Below are 16,595 nucleotides of genomic sequence, written 5' to 3' on the forward strand. Positions count from 1 at the left end.
CCGGCAACTTCAATCTGCGGATTGCTGGCGCCGCAACAACGCTTCGAAGTCCTGCTCCGACAACGGTTTCGCAAAATAATAACCTTGGGCTTCGTCGCAGCCGTGGGCGATCAGGAAAGCCAAATGCTCGGAAGTTTCCACGCCTTCGGCGATCACCTTGAAGCCCAGATTGTGCGCCAACGCGATCGTGGCCGAGGCGATCGCTCCATTATTGCGCTCGCCAACGTCGGCGGAAATATCTTGGACGAACGCCGCGTCGATCTTCAAACGATCCAACGGCAAATTTTTCAGCTGGCCCAACGACGAATAGCCTTGGCCGAAATCGTCCAAGGCTACCGTGATGCCTATTTCGCGAAACGACTGCAACATTTCGCCGGCCTGGACCGGTGATGTCATTACGGCGGTTTCGGTAATTTCCAATTCCAACTCCAGCGACTCAGGGCTAATGTCGGCCAGCACCAGTGCCCGCTTTACCGCTTCGTACAGGCCTTTGTTTTGAAACTGTTTGGCCGACACGTTGATCCCGATCCGCTTTAGCGGTAATCCTTGCGCTATCCATTCGCCCGCCCGCCGACAGGCGTTTTCCAGCACCCACTCGCCGATTTTGTAAATTTGGTTGGTCTCTTCCGCCAACGGAATGAACACCGAGGGCGAAATCAATCCCTTGACGGGATGGCGCCAGCGTAACAACACCTCGGCACCCAGCAAACGTTCGTCCGGCAGCGAGAGTTGCGGCTGGAAATACAATTCGAACTGGCGTTTTTCGATCGCTTCGTGCAACTGGTTTTCAAGTTCCATTTTCTCGTGGGCGTTGCGGTTCATTTCCGGCGAGAAAAACTGAAAATTGCCGCCGCCTTCGGACTTGGCGTGGTACATCGCGGTATCGGCGCTTTTCATCAGGTCTTCCATATGCTCGGCATTATCCGGATAGACCGCGATACCGATACTGGAAGCGGTACGCAACGTGAATTTTTCTATCGTGAACGGCTGCCCCAAGCTATGGCAGATCTTATTCGCCACCGAAGAAGCGACATCCTCTATCGCGGCAGCTCTGATTACCACCACAAACTCGTCACCGCCCAGGCGGGCAACCATGTCGTATTCCCGCAACGAGGTTTTCAGCCGCTTCGCCACCTGAATCAGCAACTGGTCGCCGATGGAATGACCCAAGGTATCGTTGATGTTCTTGAACCGATCCAAATCCAACAACATGACGGCCAATTGCTCCCCCCCACGCTTGGCAATCATCAGCGATTGTTCGAGATAGAGTTGCAAGTGCAAGCGATTCGGCAATTCGGTTAACGGATCGTGGTGAGCCAGATGCTCGATCCGGGCATGGGCTTCTTTCAGATGGCTGATGTCGACGAAGTTGGCCAAATGAAACTCGATGACGCCGGTTCGGTCCCGCACGACCGACACCGTCATCATTTTGGGAAATACGCTACCATCCTTACGCCGGTCCCAAAGTTCCCCCTGCCAGAATCCTGTGTCCCGAATACCGGCCCACATCTTCTCGTACAGCTCCCGCTCGGCCTGACCGGAAGACAACATTTTCGGGTCCATGCCCAATACGTCGGCCTTATCGTATCCGGTCAGAGCCGAAAACGCGGCGTTGACGTCGATGATGCGGTTATGGCGATCGGTAATCATGATCGCCTCCCCACTGTACTCGAACACATGCGCCGCCAAACGCAACTGCACCCGGTCCGCGTGGCGCTGAATCTGGTTGTGGACCCTTACCGACAAGACATTGGGCGAGATCGGTTTTACCAAGTAATCGTCCGCGCCGAGGTGCAGGCCGGCCAGCTCGTTTTGTTCCGAACTGTCGGCGCTTAACAGAATCACCGGAATGTCGCCGGTTGCCGGCGACGCCCGCATCCTGCGCAATACCTCGATGCCGCCGATACCCGGCATTTTGACGTCGAGGACGACCAGTTTCGGCAGATCGTCCTGTTGCTCCAGCAAGGCTAAAGCGTCCGCGCCGCTGGTCGCGGTTTTCAGGCGGAAATCCGCCTTTAAGGCCGACACCAGCACGTGCAAGTTGGCCGGCAAATCGTCCACCAACAGTACCAGGGGTTTTAGGCTGGGGGCACTATCGCTCACGCTTGCCCCCCAGTGCTCGATTTCCAATTCGCGAATACCTCGCGCGCTTGCCGGTGGTCGAAATTGTCCAGATGATATTTCAACTGGCGTAATAAAGCGGAACCGTCCGAGTTGTCGGCAGCCAGCCGGTCGAGGGCCTCAAGCAATGCATCGGGAATGATTTCCTGGCGCACCAGATACGGCTCCAATTCCAGCAAGGTCTCGGGCGAGCCAACATAGTCGTTTTCTTCGACTTTGACGCTTGCGGTTTGGGGGTGCTTGCCCAGAAAAACTTGCATCTCTTTGACGGTTTCGGTGAACACCGTGTTGAATGCGTCCATCGACAAGGTTCCGCTGTCCAGCTTGATTTCCTCCATCAACCGGCTACAGGCGTCCGCCAACGCCGATGCCCCCAAATTGGCGGCAACCCCTTTCACGGCATGAATCATATTGGCCGCGTCCTTTGGATTGCGCTTGACCAGCAATTCGGTTAACTGCGCCGTAATATCGTGAAAACGCTCGATGAAGCTGCTGATCAGTCGTTGCAGCAAAGCGATGTCGCCGTCCAGCAGGCGCAAACTTTGGGTCACATCCAAAATGGGCCGATGGGTTATGATCGCGGCCTGTTCGACTTGCGCCGCCAACGGGCCGCGCCGACTGAAAAGCTCCAATACCCGGGCCAGATCCGTCGGTTCTACCGGTTTCGGAATAAAATCGTCCATGCCGGCCTCCAGGCAAGCTCTGCGATCTTCGTCCAAAATGGCGGCGGTCATCGCCACGATCGGCAGACTCCGGCCTTGTGGCATTTGCCGAATCAAACGAGTGGCTTCCTGCCCTCCCATCACCGGCATGTGCAAATCCATCAACACCAAGTCGAATGTACGGCGCTTGACAAATTCGACCGCTTCCAAACCATGCCAGGCTACAGTAACATCTACCCCGCGTTTTTTTAAAAAATTGACGGCGACTTCCTGATTGATATCGTGATCTTCCACCAGCAACACCCTAAGCCCTTCGAAGCGGCGCCTGGTCAGTTCCGGCGCAACCACGTCAGGATTGGTTTTACGGCTCAACAGCGCATCGAACAACTTGGAAGGCAAAATCGGTTTCGACAGCACGTTGTCGACGAAATGCGCATCGGGATGCCGCAGCAACGCCTGCTTATCGTAAGCGGTGACCATCAACACCTTGAGCGGATCGTTAGCCTCTCCCCCGCTCAGCCGTTTTTTCAACTCCGCCGCCACTTGCAATCCGCTCATTCCCGGCATACGCCAATCCAGCAACACCGCGTAAAAAGGCCACCGCTCACGCGAGGCCTGTTCGATCGCCACCAACGCTTCTTCGCCGGAACCGGCCATGACCGCATGCATCCCCCATAAACCGATCAGACGCGACAGAATATTGCGCGACGACTCGATGTCGTCCACGATCAAAACCCGCTTTCCCAGCAAGCTTTGCAAATCCCCGGCCGAGGTGTGCGACAGAACGGCCTCGCCCGGCATTAGCCCGACCTCAATGGAAAAATTGACGCAGGTACCCTGGCCGCAGGTACTGTTCATCTCGATATGCCCGCCCATCAGCTCCACCAGCTTCCGGGATATGGCCAATCCCAAGCCGCTGCCACCGAAGCGCCGCGTGGTGGAATTGTCGGCCTGCACGAAGGGATTGAACAGGGATTCGATTTTATCCGCCGACACGCCGATCCCGGTATCGCGGACGCTAAAAACCAGGGTCACGGTTTTTTCGGTCCGGCCATCCGCTTGTACCGACAGGTAAATTTCGCCATTTTCGGTAAATTTAATCGCGTTACTGATCAGATTGTTAAGAATTTGGGTCAGTCGATGCGGATCGCCCATCACGTAAAACGGCGTATCGGGATGAATGTCCACAAACATCTCCAAGCCTTTTTCTTCGATCTGGGCGCCGAACAAGTCGGTGACTTCCTGCAACACCGTCTCCAGTCTGATCGGCAGCTGTTCCAGCGCCACGGCACCGGACTCGAATCGGGAAAAATCCAGAATGTCGTTAATGATCCGGATCAGCACCTGGCCGGACTTTCTGACTTTATCCAATTGTTCGCGTTGCTCCGCCGTCAGTTCGGTTTCCAATACCTGGCGAGTCAGACCCAAAATCGCGTTCATCGGCGTCCGGATTTCGTGGCTCATATTCGCCAAAAATTGCGATTTGGCCACCGTCGCCGCGTTGGCGGCTTCTTCGGCGCGTTTGCGTTCGGTGATGTCGGTGCGAATCGCCAGATACCGCCGCGGTTTCCCATTCTGGCCGATGTCCGGCACGATAGTGGTCGATACCCAGTACAGCTCGCCGCTCTTGGTCCGGTTGCAGATATCGCCCTGCCAAACCTTGCCTTTGCCGATAACCTTAAACATATCCCGAAAAAACTGCTGCGAATGCAGCCCCGAGTTCAACAGCCTGTGGTTCTGGCCGATCAACTCCTCCCGCGAGTATTGGCTGACCTTGCAAAACAGATCGTTAACGTAAGTAATGGTGCCGTCCACTTCAGTAACGGCCACGATTGCGTGCTGGTCGAATGCGTATTTATGAAAACTCAGCTCGGCGACGTTATCCAGCAGTTGGCTATCGCGCTTGACCGCCGCCGTAATATCGTTGATTTGAATCAAACAAAGACTCGAATCTTCAGTATTGAGCGGCGTAACCTTCAATTGCTGATCGATGGCTGCGCCGCTGGCAGCAGTCAACGGCAGCGGATTGCGGTTTAAGGTATGGGAAATAATCGACGACATGCCGTGACTCAAAGCAACGTCTATCGCTCTTTGCAAACTGCCGCCAGCCGCATTGGGGAATAGTTCGGCTAAAGATTTGCCGAACGCCCGCTCGGCATCGATACCGCTGCACTTCGCCATCCAAGGATTCCAGGCAACGACGGCAGAAGCCCGGTTCACAACGATCAATCCAAACTGGCAGTTTTCGAAAATAGCCTGAAACAGGCTTGACCTGACGAAATCCGAATCCGGCTTACTATTCGCCACCATCACATACCCAGATAAGACTTGACGCTTTGCTTGAATATCGACATCGATTCGACGTCCATCAAAAAGGTGACGTAACCCTCGACGCGGTTCTTATCGAGCGAGAACTCCATGTTCAACAACAACACGCAAGCCTCGACTTTTTCGCGCAACTCGTTGTCGGTAAGGATGTCCGCCAAAGAACCTTTTACGAATTCGGGGATGCCGCCGGAAATCCGCTGATTGAACAGATCGGCGATGCTGCACAGACAACCGTTTAATATGACATTGCCGATTTCCGCCATGGCCTCCTGTTCCATTTCGGTCAAGTCTTCCAGCGACAAGTCCTGCTGCAGTACGGCTCTGACCAACTGCAGGCTTTTTTCCTCGGGAAACAGCAGCAGTACGTCGCCGCCCATCACGCCGTCGAATTGCTGGCAAACGCCGCTGACATCGCGATCGGTCTTGGCTTGAATCACCTTCAAAGCCTCCGGACGCGAGACAAAGGTCACGCCGGGCACACTCAGTTTCACCTCTTCGTTGACCATTTCGCTGAGTACGCTGGCAGCGTAACCCATGCCGATATTAAGGACTTCGGCCACGGCATCTAAAAAATCTTCGTCATTTTCAATCAAGTTATCCGACATAGGCTTTGATCTTGGCTTCTGTGATCGGTTTGGGGATAAAGTCGATGTGCAATTGCACCGCCAGATTCTTTACCGCCTCTTGCACGTTGGCGGTCAGGAACGCCATCTTGGCCTCGGCTTGCATCGGACGGATGATTTCGGCCGCTTGGCCGCCTTCCATGACGGGCATGTTGTAATCCAGCAAAATGATGTCGTATTTGGCTTCGCCGGCTCTGTCGATCGCTTGCTGCCCGTTCTCGGCTTCGACGATATGCCAATCGGGATGCGCCTCCAGAATGATTTTTTTCACCATCATTCTGGACATCTTGCTGTCGTCGACAATCAGACAATGTTTTTCCGTCATGTTTTACTCCATCTGTAATAAGTTGAAAGGACGCGGCACCGGCTGTTAGCAACCAAGGCCTCCGGTCGCGCTGCAACGGCCCGCTGGCCGCAGCGCGTTACCGGTAAACTGTAGCCCATACTCGCGGAACTTGAAGCCAAGGTCAGTCCGGGCCGCAACAGTTGCGACAATCGAGGCAATTTTGAAACGAGAACGCAAGAGGGATTGTGCCTAGGCAGGTAGCGGTGACACGGCGCCAGTCGGCCGGGCCGGTTTTTTGCAGACGACTGATTGAAAAGAGCAAGGTAGCCGCCCGATCCGGTGCCGGGTCGGGCGGTTGACTGAGTGCGGTTTGCTAACGCCGGCCGACCATCAGCTCGATTTCCTCGACGATTTCCTCCTGCCGCAGCCGGTTGCGCTGGCGTTGCAAGTCCTCGCCGCCGTGTTCCAGATGACGTAGCGCAGTTTCCATCTGCATCAGCCGCATGTGGTTTTCGACCCGAATCGAACGCAACAGCAGCGCCAGCAGCACATGGAACCAATACTGTTCGGCAACGCCCATCGCAACTGCGGCAGGACGCTGATAAGTCAACGGCAGTTCCAGCGGAACACTCCCGCCGGCAATCGGCGGCAACGGCCACAAGCGCTGGCTGCGAGCGCCCTGCTCGTCGCGGATGCAGACCATCAAACCATAATCGCCATCGCCGCGCAGTTCGGCGACCGCCGCCAAAATCCGGTCAATCGCCGCCGGCGCATCCAGCCCGCCTTCGGCGCCGTCCAGAAAAACGGCATATTCATGACCGTCGAATAGGAAATGCAGGCGTTCGCCCACCAAAATCAGCGGCGCTTGCGGGTCGGCCACACTCTGCCAAAAACGCAGCACGTCTTCGTTGAAACTGCCGCAAAAGCCGCGCACCGAGCCGAACAACAACCAGATATCGGCGCCGGATTTGGCGGTATCGGCATAAAACGCTTCCGGCAAGGCGCCGGACAAATCGTGCAAAGCGGCCAGCAACGACTCTACGACCAGCTGCTGGCCGGCTTCGCGCTTGCCGACCTTGCGCAATTCGGCCAACGCAAAACTGCGCATCGCGCCGAGGATGCCGGACAATTCGTCGAACAGCGCCAACCGCGCTTCGACTTCCCGCCGCTGGCTCATGGTTTAGCCGCCAACCATTGCCTGAGCGCCGCCAGCCATTGCTGCTTCGGCGAGTCCAAGCTCAAACGGGTCTCCGCCAGTTGCTGCTGCAGATAGGCCAACACCCCGGCCGCTTGTTCCGGCGCGAGATCGGCCAGCATACCTTCGCCGTAAGCCAGCAACCAAGCCAGATGTGCCGCTTCAGACCAGGGCTGCAAGCGGTCCTGCTTCAGAATTTCCCGCAACAGCCGGCCGCGCTGTAGTTTTTCCTCGACGCTGGCTTCCAGGCGGGTGCCAAAGCGGGCGAACAGTTCCAGCTCCAGAAATTGCAGATAATCCAGCCGAATATGGGCGGCGGCGTTTTTGATGGCCGGATGCTGGGCCTTGCCGCCGATCCGCGACACCGAACGGCCGATATCGATGGCCGGCAGGATGCCGGCGGCGAATAATTTGCTCTCGAAATAAATCTGGCCGTCGGTAATCGAAATCAGGTTGGTCGGGATATAGGCCGACAATTCGCCCTGCCGGGTTTCGATGATCGGCAGCGCGGTCATGCTGCCGCCGCCGTGTTGCAGGCTCAACACCGTCGAGCGCTCCAGTAAGCGCGAATGCAGATAAAAAATATCCCCCGGATAGGCTTCGCGGCCCGGCGGCCGTTGCAACAACAGCGACAACTCGCGGTAGGACTGAGCGTGGCGGGTCAGATCGTCGTAGACCACCAGCGTGTCGCGGCCCAGCCGCATCCAGTGCTCGGCGATGGCGCAGCCGGCAAACGGCGCCAGATAGCGAAAACCCGGCAAGGCATTGGCTTCGGCCACCACCAGCACGGTGTAATCCAGTGCACCGGCGGCACGCAAGGCTTCCAAGGTGCCGGCCACCGACGAGCGCGGTTGGCCGATCAACACCATCACGCACAACACGTTGCGGCCGCGCTGGTTCAACACCGCATCCAAGGCCAGGGCGCTTTTGCCGACACCATCGTCACCGATGATCAATTGGCGCTGGCCCTTGCCGATCGGAATCAGGCTATCGACGATCTTGCAGCCGGTATAAAACGGTTCGGTGACGAAATCCCGTTCGATAATGCTCGGTGCGGCGGCTTCCAATGGCCGGAACTGGCGAATTTGCGGCGCCGGCAAACCATCCAGCGGACTGCCCAGCGGATCGACTACCCGGCCGAGCAAGGCGTCGCCGACGCCGATCTCCAATTTACGGCCGATGTGCTGTACCGCCATGCCGGCGGTGACGCCGCGGCTTTGCGACAGCAGGATCGCGCCCAACACTTCCTTGCCGAGTTGGAATACCAAACCCGAACTACCGTCGTCGAAGCCGATCAATTCGTCGAGCCGGGCCGACGGCAGACCGCGGATCCAGGCGATGCCGTCGCCGATGCCGGCCACGCAGCCGCGTTCGGATAGGCGTAAGCCGAACCGATAGGACGTGTTCGGCTCAGTCATGGTTGGTTTGGCGGCGGAAAAAGGCCAATTCGTCGGCCAAATTGGCGTGCAACTGGCATTCGCCGACTACGGCGCGGACGCCGGCGATCAAGGCCGGGTCGATGGAGAAGTTGAAAGCCAGCTCGCGACCGGCCGCCGCCGACAACGCTTGGCCGAGCCGGCTCTGATCGGCGTCGGTTAACGGGTGGGCGCTGGCTATCGTCACCGCCGACGCCTGGATCAGAGCGGCCGCCGCTTTATGCAATGCCGCGAGCTCCGCTTCCGGCAACTGCCGCAAATCTTCCAGGAAAATCTCGACGATGCGTCCGGTCAAATCCGGTCCGGCCATCCGCTGCAGCATCGCTGCGGTCTGGGCGTAGGCCTTGGCCGCCGCTTCGCGGATCAAGGCGGCTTCGCGGGTCGCGGTGGCCGCCTGATTGCGCACCCGAAACTTGGCTTCTTCGTCGGCCAAAGTTTTCCGCAGCGCGTCCAATTCGCTGCTGCGCAGTTGCGCCAACTCTTCCTCCAGCGCCCGACGCGCGGCATCCTGTTGTTGCTGCCAATCCGCCAGGCGCGCCTGGTACTGGCTTTGCAAGGCTTCGGCTTCGGCGTGCAATTGCGCGGCGCGCTCGGTTTGCTGGTTGATGCGTTGCTGGCGGGCGTCCAGTAACGCCAAAACCGGCCGGTACAGAAAACGCTGCAGTATCCACACCAACACCAGGAAATTGAGGATTTCCAGAATAAACGTGGTCCAGTCGAGTTGCATCATGGCAGAAGTCCGGTGGATTGGAGGGCGATAGCGATCACTCGGCGGACTAACTCAGAAAATATTCCAGCAATGGATTGCGGAACAGCACAATCAACGCCACCACCAGACAATAAATCGCCAGCGATTCGATCATCGCCAAACCGATAAATAAGGTGCGGGTGATGGTTTTTTCCGCCTCCGGCTGCCGCGCCAGCGCCTCCAACGCGCTGGCAATGGCCTTGCCCATCGCGATGGCCGGCAGCATCGTGCCCAGGGCGATGACCAAGCCGGCCACGCCGGTGGAGATGATGCTGAACAGGTGTAAATCGGTCATGACGGAGTCTCCATGGCTGAAGTGTCGGATTCGTTGGGTTCCAGCGCGCCGGCGATGTAAATCAAGGCCAGCATGCCGAAGATATAGGCCTGCACCACGGCTTCGACCACGTGCAGCATTAACAGCGGCACCGGCACCAAAAAGCCGGCGATCAGCAATACCAGCAACGCGGCCATTTCCAGACTCATGACGTTGCCGAACAAACGGATCGCCAAGGCCAGCGTCCTGGTCAATTCGCTGATGATATGAAACGGTAGCAGGATCACGCTGGGTTCGATGTAGTGGCGCAGATGGTTGCGCAGGCCGCGGTCGCGAATGCCGAACCAGTGGGTGGAGGCGAATACCAGTACTGCCAGTGCGGCCGTGGCGGATAAATCACGGGTTGGCGAATGCAAGCCCGGAATCAGGCCGACCAGATTGGCGACCAACACGAACAGCCACAGCGTCGCGACGAACGGCAATACCCGTCGCACCGCAGCTGCCGGCAGCACCTCGCCGATTGCGCCATCTATTGCCACCACCACCGCCTCCAGCGCCGTATGCAGCCGCGCCAATCCGCCCTTCGCCGGCAACCGCAGCAGTAACGCCAGCAAGGTAAATCCGGCCATCACGCCCCAGGTGGTCAACACCGTGCCGCTGATCGCCAACGGTCCGAGATGCAAGGCAAGGTCGGGCTCGGTCATCGCGAATGCTCCTGTAAAAACCGCAGCGCATTGTAAGCACCAACCACAATGCCCAGCACGATCAGGCTGACGGTCCAGCGCACCGAATAACCGTCCGCCAACGTATCCAGCCAACGCCCCAGGTAGGCGCCGGCGACGATGGGCACCACAAACAACAATCCCAGCGTACCGCCGTACAGCAACACACCGAGCCAGGACGCCGATTGCCGGCGTTGTTCCTGCAAGCGCCGCGCATCGCGCCGGGTGAATTCGATCAATTTATTCCGAAAACTCATGGCTATCGCCCCCCTGCAACCCGGTTACTCAACTCCGCCAAACGCCGCAATAGCGAACGTTCGATTTCGGTCAGCGTCGCCCGCGCCCGGTGTACTTCCGAATCGGTGCGCGCCATTTCCGCCGCCAATTGCTCGCACAAAGCGTCGGGATCGTCGCCGAGAAAATAGCGCACCGCGGTCAACGTCATTCGATTATCGGCAAAGCGCAACACGCCGCCCGGCAGAGCCAAATAGCGCCAGACGCCGGCTTGGTCGCGAAACCGCGCCAGCCCGTATCGCAATAACGCAATCATCCGCACGTGGCCGGGCAAGATACCGAAACTGCCGTCGGCGTCGGCCCCGACGAATTGGCCGACTTGTTCGAAATGCTCGACGCCGCGGCTGTCGAGCAAAGTCAATTCAAACCCGCTCATGCCGGCATCGCCCCCTTCATGTAACAGTCGGCTTCGCTGAGCGTGTCGTACTTGCCGGCGATAAAGGCCTCGCAGTCGGCGATGGTCTGTTGCAGCGGCACCCGCACGCCGGGCAAGCCGGTATGGTCGGCAACGGTAACGAAGGGTTGAGTCAGATAGCGCTGCAGGCGGCGGGCGCGTTCGACGATACGCCGATCCTCGACCGATAATTCCTCGATGCCGAGCATGGCGATGATGTCCTCCAGCTCGCGGTAACGCGCCAGGTGCTCGCGTACCGCCCGCGCCACTTGATAATGGCGCTCGCCGACGATATGGCGATCCATGATCCGGCTGCCGGAACGCAATGGGTCGATTGCCGGGTAAATGCCCTTGGCCGCCTGCTGCCGCGACAGGATCACCACGCTATCCAGATGGCCGAGTATCGTCGCGACCGCAGGATCGGACATGTCGTCGGCCGGCACGTAGACCGCCTGCACCGAGGTGATCGAACCGGAACGGGTGGAGACGATGCGCTCCTGCAACGACGCGACTTCGGTCAGCAAGGTGGGCTGGTAGCCGACCGTAGCCGGCATCCGCCCCAACAAGCCGGAAATCTCGCTGCCGGCCTGAACGAAACGGAAAATGTTGTCCATCAGAAACAACACCTCGCCGTGCAGCGTGTCGCGCAAATACTCGGCATAGGTCAAGGCGGTGTAGCCGACATGAAAGCGGACGCCGGGCGATTCGTCCATCTGGCCGTAGACCAGCAAAGCCTTGGGCAGCACGCCGGCATCGGCCATTTCGTGCCACAGTTCGTGGCCTTCGCGCATGCGTTCGCCGACCCCGGCATACACCGACACCCCCTGCATGCCGGCGCTGACCGCATGCATGAATTCCATCATCAATACCGTCTTGCCGACGCCGGCACCACCGAACAATCCGGTCTTGCCGCCGCGCACGAACGGGCACAGCAAATCGATGACTTTAATGCCGGTTTCCAGGATCTGCGAGGCCGGCAAGGTATCCGCCAGCAGCGGCGGCTTGGCCAGGATGTTACGAAACACCTTCTTCGGCAGCGGCGCGCCGCCGTCGAGCGGTTCGCCGAACAGATTCAACATCCGCCCCAGACAAGCCGGATCGACCGGCACGTGTAGCGCGTCGCCGCGATCGTAAACCGGCATGCCGCGATACAGCCCGGACACCGGATGCAAGGCAATCGCCCGCACCAAGGTCGGTTCCAGATGTTGAAACACCACCATCACATAGGCCGATCCGCCGTTGATCACGTCCAAAGCCTGGCCGATCGGCGGCAGATACTCGCAGCGCACGTCCACCACCGGCCCCTGAGCCGCTTCGATGCGGCCGACCGGTTGCTGCGGGTGGGGCTTGGTTTCCGCCGGCACCGAAGCGGATATGTCCGCTGCTGCCTGCCGGGCGATTGTTGCGTCTGCCATAAGCGCGATTTCCATATAAAAGCTACAGAAATACTACTCCTAAGCCCAGATTTTCACCAGCGCCGCCCCGCCCGCCATTCAGCTCCCAATTTATCTAATATGGTGATTAACAATTCTAATAATATCGTTTTATTTCACAAAATACAGTCGTTAACATTGCTCGATATAACGCCGGACGGCACTGTCCCGACCGGCTGCCTTGCCCGCTCTACAATTTCAATCGAGAGGAAGCGATCATGCCTTTGCAGCAACTAGTGGAATATTTCAACGACCGCCTGGAACAGGAACACGCCGATGGTGTCCGGCCGTTTTTGCTGGAGAATGGCGCCGTACATGGCTTGTTCGGGCCGATCAAAGTCGGCAGCACCTTGGCGCCGATCCGGGAAACCTTGCGCACGTCGCAGGTGGTCGGCCATATCGCGCAATTGACGGTCACGGCGAATCCGGTACAGACGCTGTTGGGTAACGAGCTGGACAATCTGCTCAGCCTGCCTCAAACGCCCGGCAACAGCGATTCGGTGATCAACTTCGACCGGCTGACCCGCACCGTGCACATGCTGAACTACCTGCCGCAGTCGCATCTGGACGAATTGCTATTTCTGTACGTCGATCCGCGGCATATTCTGGGCGTCAAGGCCGACCACGGTGCTTACTTCGAAGAGATCATCGTCAAATGCGGCTTGCAAACCAGCAACGTGGCGATTGCGCTCAGTGTCAGCAACGCCTACGCCCGCTTCTTTCCGTCCCTGCAAAAAGGTCTGGAAAATTACCAACGCCGCGGTTACCGGCTGGCGTTGAAATTCGACGTTCAGTCGCTGGAAAGAGCCGCGCTGGAATTGATCTCCCGGTTATCGCCGGATTTTGTCGGCTTATCCGCCGAGCATTTGGATCAAGTCAGAGACAACCAGTTGCTGGGCAAAATCCAGCAACTGAACAGCCTGGTCGCCTCGGTCAATGGCCGCAGCTTGCTATTGGATGTCGCCGACAAGCGTAGCGCGGCATTGGCCAGACAGAGCGGCTTCGATTTGGTACAGGGGCGCTATTTCGAACTGCCGGTGACGTCGGCGAATAGGCGGGACGCAGCACATCCGCTTGGCACCACGCAGAGTTACTCGAGCCGCGGCGCGTTGTGAAAGGGTTCGAGGCCATTCAGCTTGTTGCAAAGCGCGATTTGCTGGAAGTTCTATCAATGACTTCAAGCAGACCAGACTGTTAGAACTGGAGTAATGCGGTAGCGCCGAGTTCCGCTCACCGTGCTGACCGGATACGTCATGCCTGCGCCGGATGTGCGCAGCGAAAACCCGACTCGGAAAGCAATGGGTGGGGACCGTTCTCAGCGTGATCGAAGATCTGCGCGCTTTACTTTATCCCTTGTTTGACTTTGCCCCAATCCATCTCGAACAGAAAGGGCTGTGCCGGCTCGGCGGCGGCTGTCACGCGTTGGATGCGCTCCTCGGTTAGCGGATGAGTTTGCAACAGCACCGGGATGCTGCCGTTCAGCGTATCCGCGGTTTGAATTTTTTTAAAAAAAGCCGCCAGGTTTTGCGGCGATAAGCCGGCAGCGGTCATGATTTCGATCGCCCCGTCGTCGGCGCGGCGCTCCTGATCGCGGTCGAATGACAGGCTATCCAGTTGCGAGCTAAGTTCGATCAACTGCGACAGTACCGACACGTCGCCGAATACAATGCCGATCAACACCCCCATACCGGCCTGACGCACCAGTTTTCGCATCCCGTGTCGCTGCAGCACATGGGTCAATTCATGCGCTAACACGCCTGCGACTTGTTCGGGATTGTCGGCATTTTCGATCAGCCCGGTAGTCACCACCACGTAACCGCCGGGGAAGGCAAACGCGTTGATCATGTCGGCATCGACCACCGCCACCTGGTATGCGATCTCCGCGCCGTCGAACTGATCTATGCGGTTAACGATGGCGTTAACCCCGTCGGTGACGGTCTGATCCGCGATAGTTCGTTTACCGGTTTGGTAGTGTTCGAAGGCAACTTCGCCGATTTTTTGCTCCCATTCATAGGGAATCAAATCGGCGATCAAGGGGGCGGCATAGTGCAACGCCGCATATCCACCGACAAAAAACGCCGCAATCAGACCCAGGTAGACCGGCACTCGATGTTTTTCGCCGCTGAGTGTTTGACGCTGCCGAGTTTGCAAGGCAGTTAGGTGCGCGTGAGCCGGTTGCGGTAAATTCAGCGACAGCAGGGTAACGAATAGGCCGGGCTCCGCGCACAACAAGGCGTGTCGACCATTGTGGTCTGACCAGCCGATTTGCAAGGTCGTACACGGGTCGCCGATCAATTCCAAGGTGGTGCCTTGCAGAGCAATCGCCTGTCGCCCCCGTTCGGCCAGTTCGAATTCGATCAGTCCGTGCGCGGATACGGTAAACCGCACACTGAATTTGTCGCGCCCGGCATAGTAAAGCCCATTGAAATTGCTTCCTGAATTCATAGTCTTCTGTGCGCTGAATAGTCTATCCGCGGTATCAGCGGGTCGGGATGAACTGGCGTAGCCAAGAGCCGAAACCCGGCGAGTTGCGGGTTTGAATATAAACATCGCCCGGCCCCGTAAACCGGCAGACCAGACCTTCGCCGCTGGTAAAGCTGGAAATCCAGCCTTTGGCGGCTTTTTCGATTTTATAATTGGCGTTGGCGCTCCAGGCCACCATATGGCTGTTGTCGATGATTCGGGTTTCGCCGGGTGCCAGCGACAGCTTTTGGATGCCGCCGTAGGTGCTGATCGCAAGTTTGCCCTGCCCGCTTACCCGCATCACGAAGAAGCCTTCGCCGGAAAACAGACCCTTGGTCAGGTTTTGCGCCTTAGTGGAGACTTGCACCGATTGCTCGGCTGCCAAAAATCCGTCTTTCTGTAAGATGTATTCTTCCGAACCGTCCATCTCGAGTATGGCGATTTCGCCGGGATAAGCGGACGCCATCAACACTTCGCCGGGCCCGCGTGCCGCAGTAACGGTTTGAAAAAACAACGACTCCCCGGTCAGCAGTTTGCGGGATAACCCGCCCAGCAAGCCTCTTTCCATTTTTGAACTCACATCCAGCGTCTCGCTCATGGTGATCATCGCACCCGACTCGGCTTTGATGGATTCGTTGGGCTCCAGACAGACCCTTAAGGTCGAAAATGCGCCGGGGTTGGTTATATCGAATTTCATACATCGCTCCTATGTTGACTATGGCCGGCGCCTAGTCTAACGGATTTCATGGTTCAGTTTTAAAAAAGCAGATTTTGCTTGGCCGCGAGCTAGCGATGTCACGAACAAGGAAGAAGGGGTCAGGCATAAAAAAGGAAAGCCTTTCAAGGACGCTTATTTGCTAGATCTGGCCCTTTTCCTGTTCGAAGAAAACCGGCAATTCAGGCACTACTAACCTCCCCCATATTCGTCTCGAACTCGTTTTGCATCTGTTTCATAACTATCCGACAAAGCATTTAACGTCTGGGCAAACCTGACATAACCTTCATTTTCCATGTCCACTGCTTGTACGCGATATTTTTCCGCAAGTTTCATTTCCTGTTCCCCGCTAGGGTCAACATAGTAAGCTCCGCGGGAATTCCGAATGGCGAAGTAATATCCTCGCCTGAGCGCTTCGGCGTCTTTTTCGTTCAATTGACCAGCCGCTACCCGACTAATCCACAGACCATTTGGGTCGGGCGGGCAATGCATCAAGACCTGACCAACTTTGGACATTGCCACATCAAAATGACCAGACTCCTCAGTGAGCTCCCTGACCCGATTGATCCAGACAACTAATTTGTCTGAACTAAAAGTCCCATCGTCTTCAATACCAGGAGGCATTTTCCAATCGTTCAATAAACGATAAGCGTTGTTCGCAATCGATTTTTGTTGCTCGGAAACATCCTGAATTTCTAAATCCTTTTTGTCCGGACGATAAATTAACCGTATAGCTTCACAGAAGAATTCCGGATCGCAGGCAAGCCGTTTTTCTAAATATACTGGCCTAGCTCCATGGTAGCCATTTAATAGAGGTAAATACGCCCATTCAACTCGAAAGAGGTCGTCCGGCGAAGTCTCGGTTGATTCTTGTAAATACTTGATCAAATCAACAATATGG

The 16,595-nt window shown here is 57.3% G+C and carries 16 protein-coding genes; 1 reads left to right on the forward strand and 15 read right to left on the reverse strand.

Translation table 11 applies throughout. The features are described 5' to 3' along the window. Nucleotides 1–9 precede the first annotated feature (9 nt). The 12 genes from ACH518_RS15455 to atpD form a co-directional block, all read right to left on the reverse strand. On the reverse strand, nt 10–2,103 hold the full coding sequence (locus ACH518_RS15455) for an EAL domain-containing response regulator (protein WP_445370738.1): 2,094 nt from the start codon (nt 2,101–2,103) through the stop codon (nt 10–12). Then, entirely contained in the window at nt 2,100–5,093 is a 2,994-nt protein-coding gene (locus tag ACH518_RS15460; protein ID WP_445370739.1) for a response regulator, read from the reverse strand. Before ACH518_RS15460 ends, ACH518_RS15455 begins: the two co-directional genes overlap by 4 nt. After that, nucleotides 5,093–5,716 carry a chemotaxis protein CheX gene (locus ACH518_RS15465; protein ID WP_140912865.1) on the reverse strand — a complete coding sequence of 208 codons (624 nt, stop codon included), beginning with the start codon at nt 5,714–5,716 and terminating at the stop codon, nt 5,093–5,095. Before ACH518_RS15465 ends, ACH518_RS15460 begins: the two co-directional genes overlap by 1 nt. Beyond that, nucleotides 5,706–6,059 carry a response regulator gene (locus tag ACH518_RS15470; protein ID WP_140912864.1) on the reverse strand — a complete coding sequence of 118 codons (354 nt, stop codon included), beginning with the start codon at nt 6,057–6,059 and terminating at the stop codon, nt 5,706–5,708. The genes ACH518_RS15465 and ACH518_RS15470 overlap by 11 nt, the downstream gene beginning before the upstream one ends. 334 nt (nt 6,060–6,393) lie before the next feature. Next, entirely contained in the window at nt 6,394–7,197 is an 804-nt protein-coding gene (locus tag ACH518_RS15475) for a F0F1 ATP synthase subunit gamma (protein WP_445370740.1), read from the reverse strand. Then, nucleotides 7,194–8,633 carry a F0F1 ATP synthase subunit alpha gene (locus tag ACH518_RS15480; RefSeq protein ID WP_445370741.1) on the reverse strand — a complete coding sequence of 480 codons (1,440 nt, stop codon included), beginning with the start codon at nt 8,631–8,633 and terminating at the stop codon, nt 7,194–7,196. The genes ACH518_RS15475 and ACH518_RS15480 overlap by 4 nt, the downstream gene beginning before the upstream one ends. Next, nucleotides 8,626–9,381, reverse strand: coding sequence for a F0F1 ATP synthase subunit delta (locus ACH518_RS15485; RefSeq protein ID WP_256609332.1), 756 nt, complete (start codon nt 9,379–9,381; stop codon nt 8,626–8,628). Before ACH518_RS15485 ends, ACH518_RS15480 begins: the two co-directional genes overlap by 8 nt. 46 nt (nt 9,382–9,427) lie before the next feature. After that, nucleotides 9,428–9,694 carry an ATP synthase F0 subunit C gene (gene atpE, locus ACH518_RS15490; protein WP_054762023.1) on the reverse strand — a complete coding sequence of 89 codons (267 nt, stop codon included), beginning with the start codon at nt 9,692–9,694 and terminating at the stop codon, nt 9,428–9,430. Beyond that, nucleotides 9,691–10,377 carry a F0F1 ATP synthase subunit A gene (locus tag ACH518_RS15495; RefSeq protein ID WP_445370742.1) on the reverse strand — a complete coding sequence of 229 codons (687 nt, stop codon included), beginning with the start codon at nt 10,375–10,377 and terminating at the stop codon, nt 9,691–9,693. The genes atpE and ACH518_RS15495 overlap by 4 nt, the downstream gene beginning before the upstream one ends. Continuing rightward, complete coding sequence (locus tag ACH518_RS15500; protein ID WP_445370743.1) at nt 10,374–10,652, reverse strand: AtpZ/AtpI family protein; 279 nt, start codon at nt 10,650–10,652, stop codon at nt 10,374–10,376. The genes ACH518_RS15495 and ACH518_RS15500 overlap by 4 nt, the downstream gene beginning before the upstream one ends. Before the next feature lie 2 nt (nt 10,653–10,654). Then, nucleotides 10,655–11,065, reverse strand: a complete 411-nt coding sequence (locus ACH518_RS15505) for a F0F1 ATP synthase subunit epsilon (RefSeq protein ID WP_445370744.1) — start codon at nt 11,063–11,065, stop codon at nt 10,655–10,657. Continuing rightward, nucleotides 11,062–12,498 (reverse strand): F0F1 ATP synthase subunit beta, encoded by a 1,437-nt coding sequence (atpD, locus tag ACH518_RS15510; RefSeq protein WP_445370745.1) that lies wholly within the window; start codon nt 12,496–12,498, stop codon nt 11,062–11,064. Before atpD ends, ACH518_RS15505 begins: the two co-directional genes overlap by 4 nt. A 236-nt stretch (nt 12,499–12,734) precedes the next feature. Here atpD and ACH518_RS15515 point away from each other — a divergent pair, with 236 nt between their 5' ends. Beyond that, entirely contained in the window at nt 12,735–13,631 is an 897-nt protein-coding gene (locus tag ACH518_RS15515) for a hypothetical protein (protein WP_445370746.1), read from the forward strand. A gap of 226 nt (nt 13,632–13,857) precedes the next feature. On the opposite strand, the gene ACH518_RS15520 is transcribed toward ACH518_RS15515, so the two are convergent. From ACH518_RS15520 to ACH518_RS15530, 3 genes are all read right to left on the reverse strand, one after another. Then, nucleotides 13,858–14,961 (reverse strand): M48 family metallopeptidase, encoded by a 1,104-nt coding sequence (locus tag ACH518_RS15520; RefSeq protein ID WP_445370747.1) that lies wholly within the window; start codon nt 14,959–14,961, stop codon nt 13,858–13,860. 34 nt (nt 14,962–14,995) lie between these two features. Then, nucleotides 14,996–15,676, reverse strand: coding sequence for a TIGR00266 family protein (locus ACH518_RS15525; protein ID WP_445370748.1), 681 nt, complete (start codon nt 15,674–15,676; stop codon nt 14,996–14,998). 210 nt (nt 15,677–15,886) lie between these two features. After that, nucleotides 15,887–16,582 (reverse strand): hypothetical protein, encoded by a 696-nt coding sequence (locus tag ACH518_RS15530; protein ID WP_445370749.1) that lies wholly within the window; start codon nt 16,580–16,582, stop codon nt 15,887–15,889. Nucleotides 16,583–16,595 lie beyond the last annotated feature (13 nt).

It is taken from the genome of Methylomonas sp. HW2-6 (assembly GCF_052474525.1).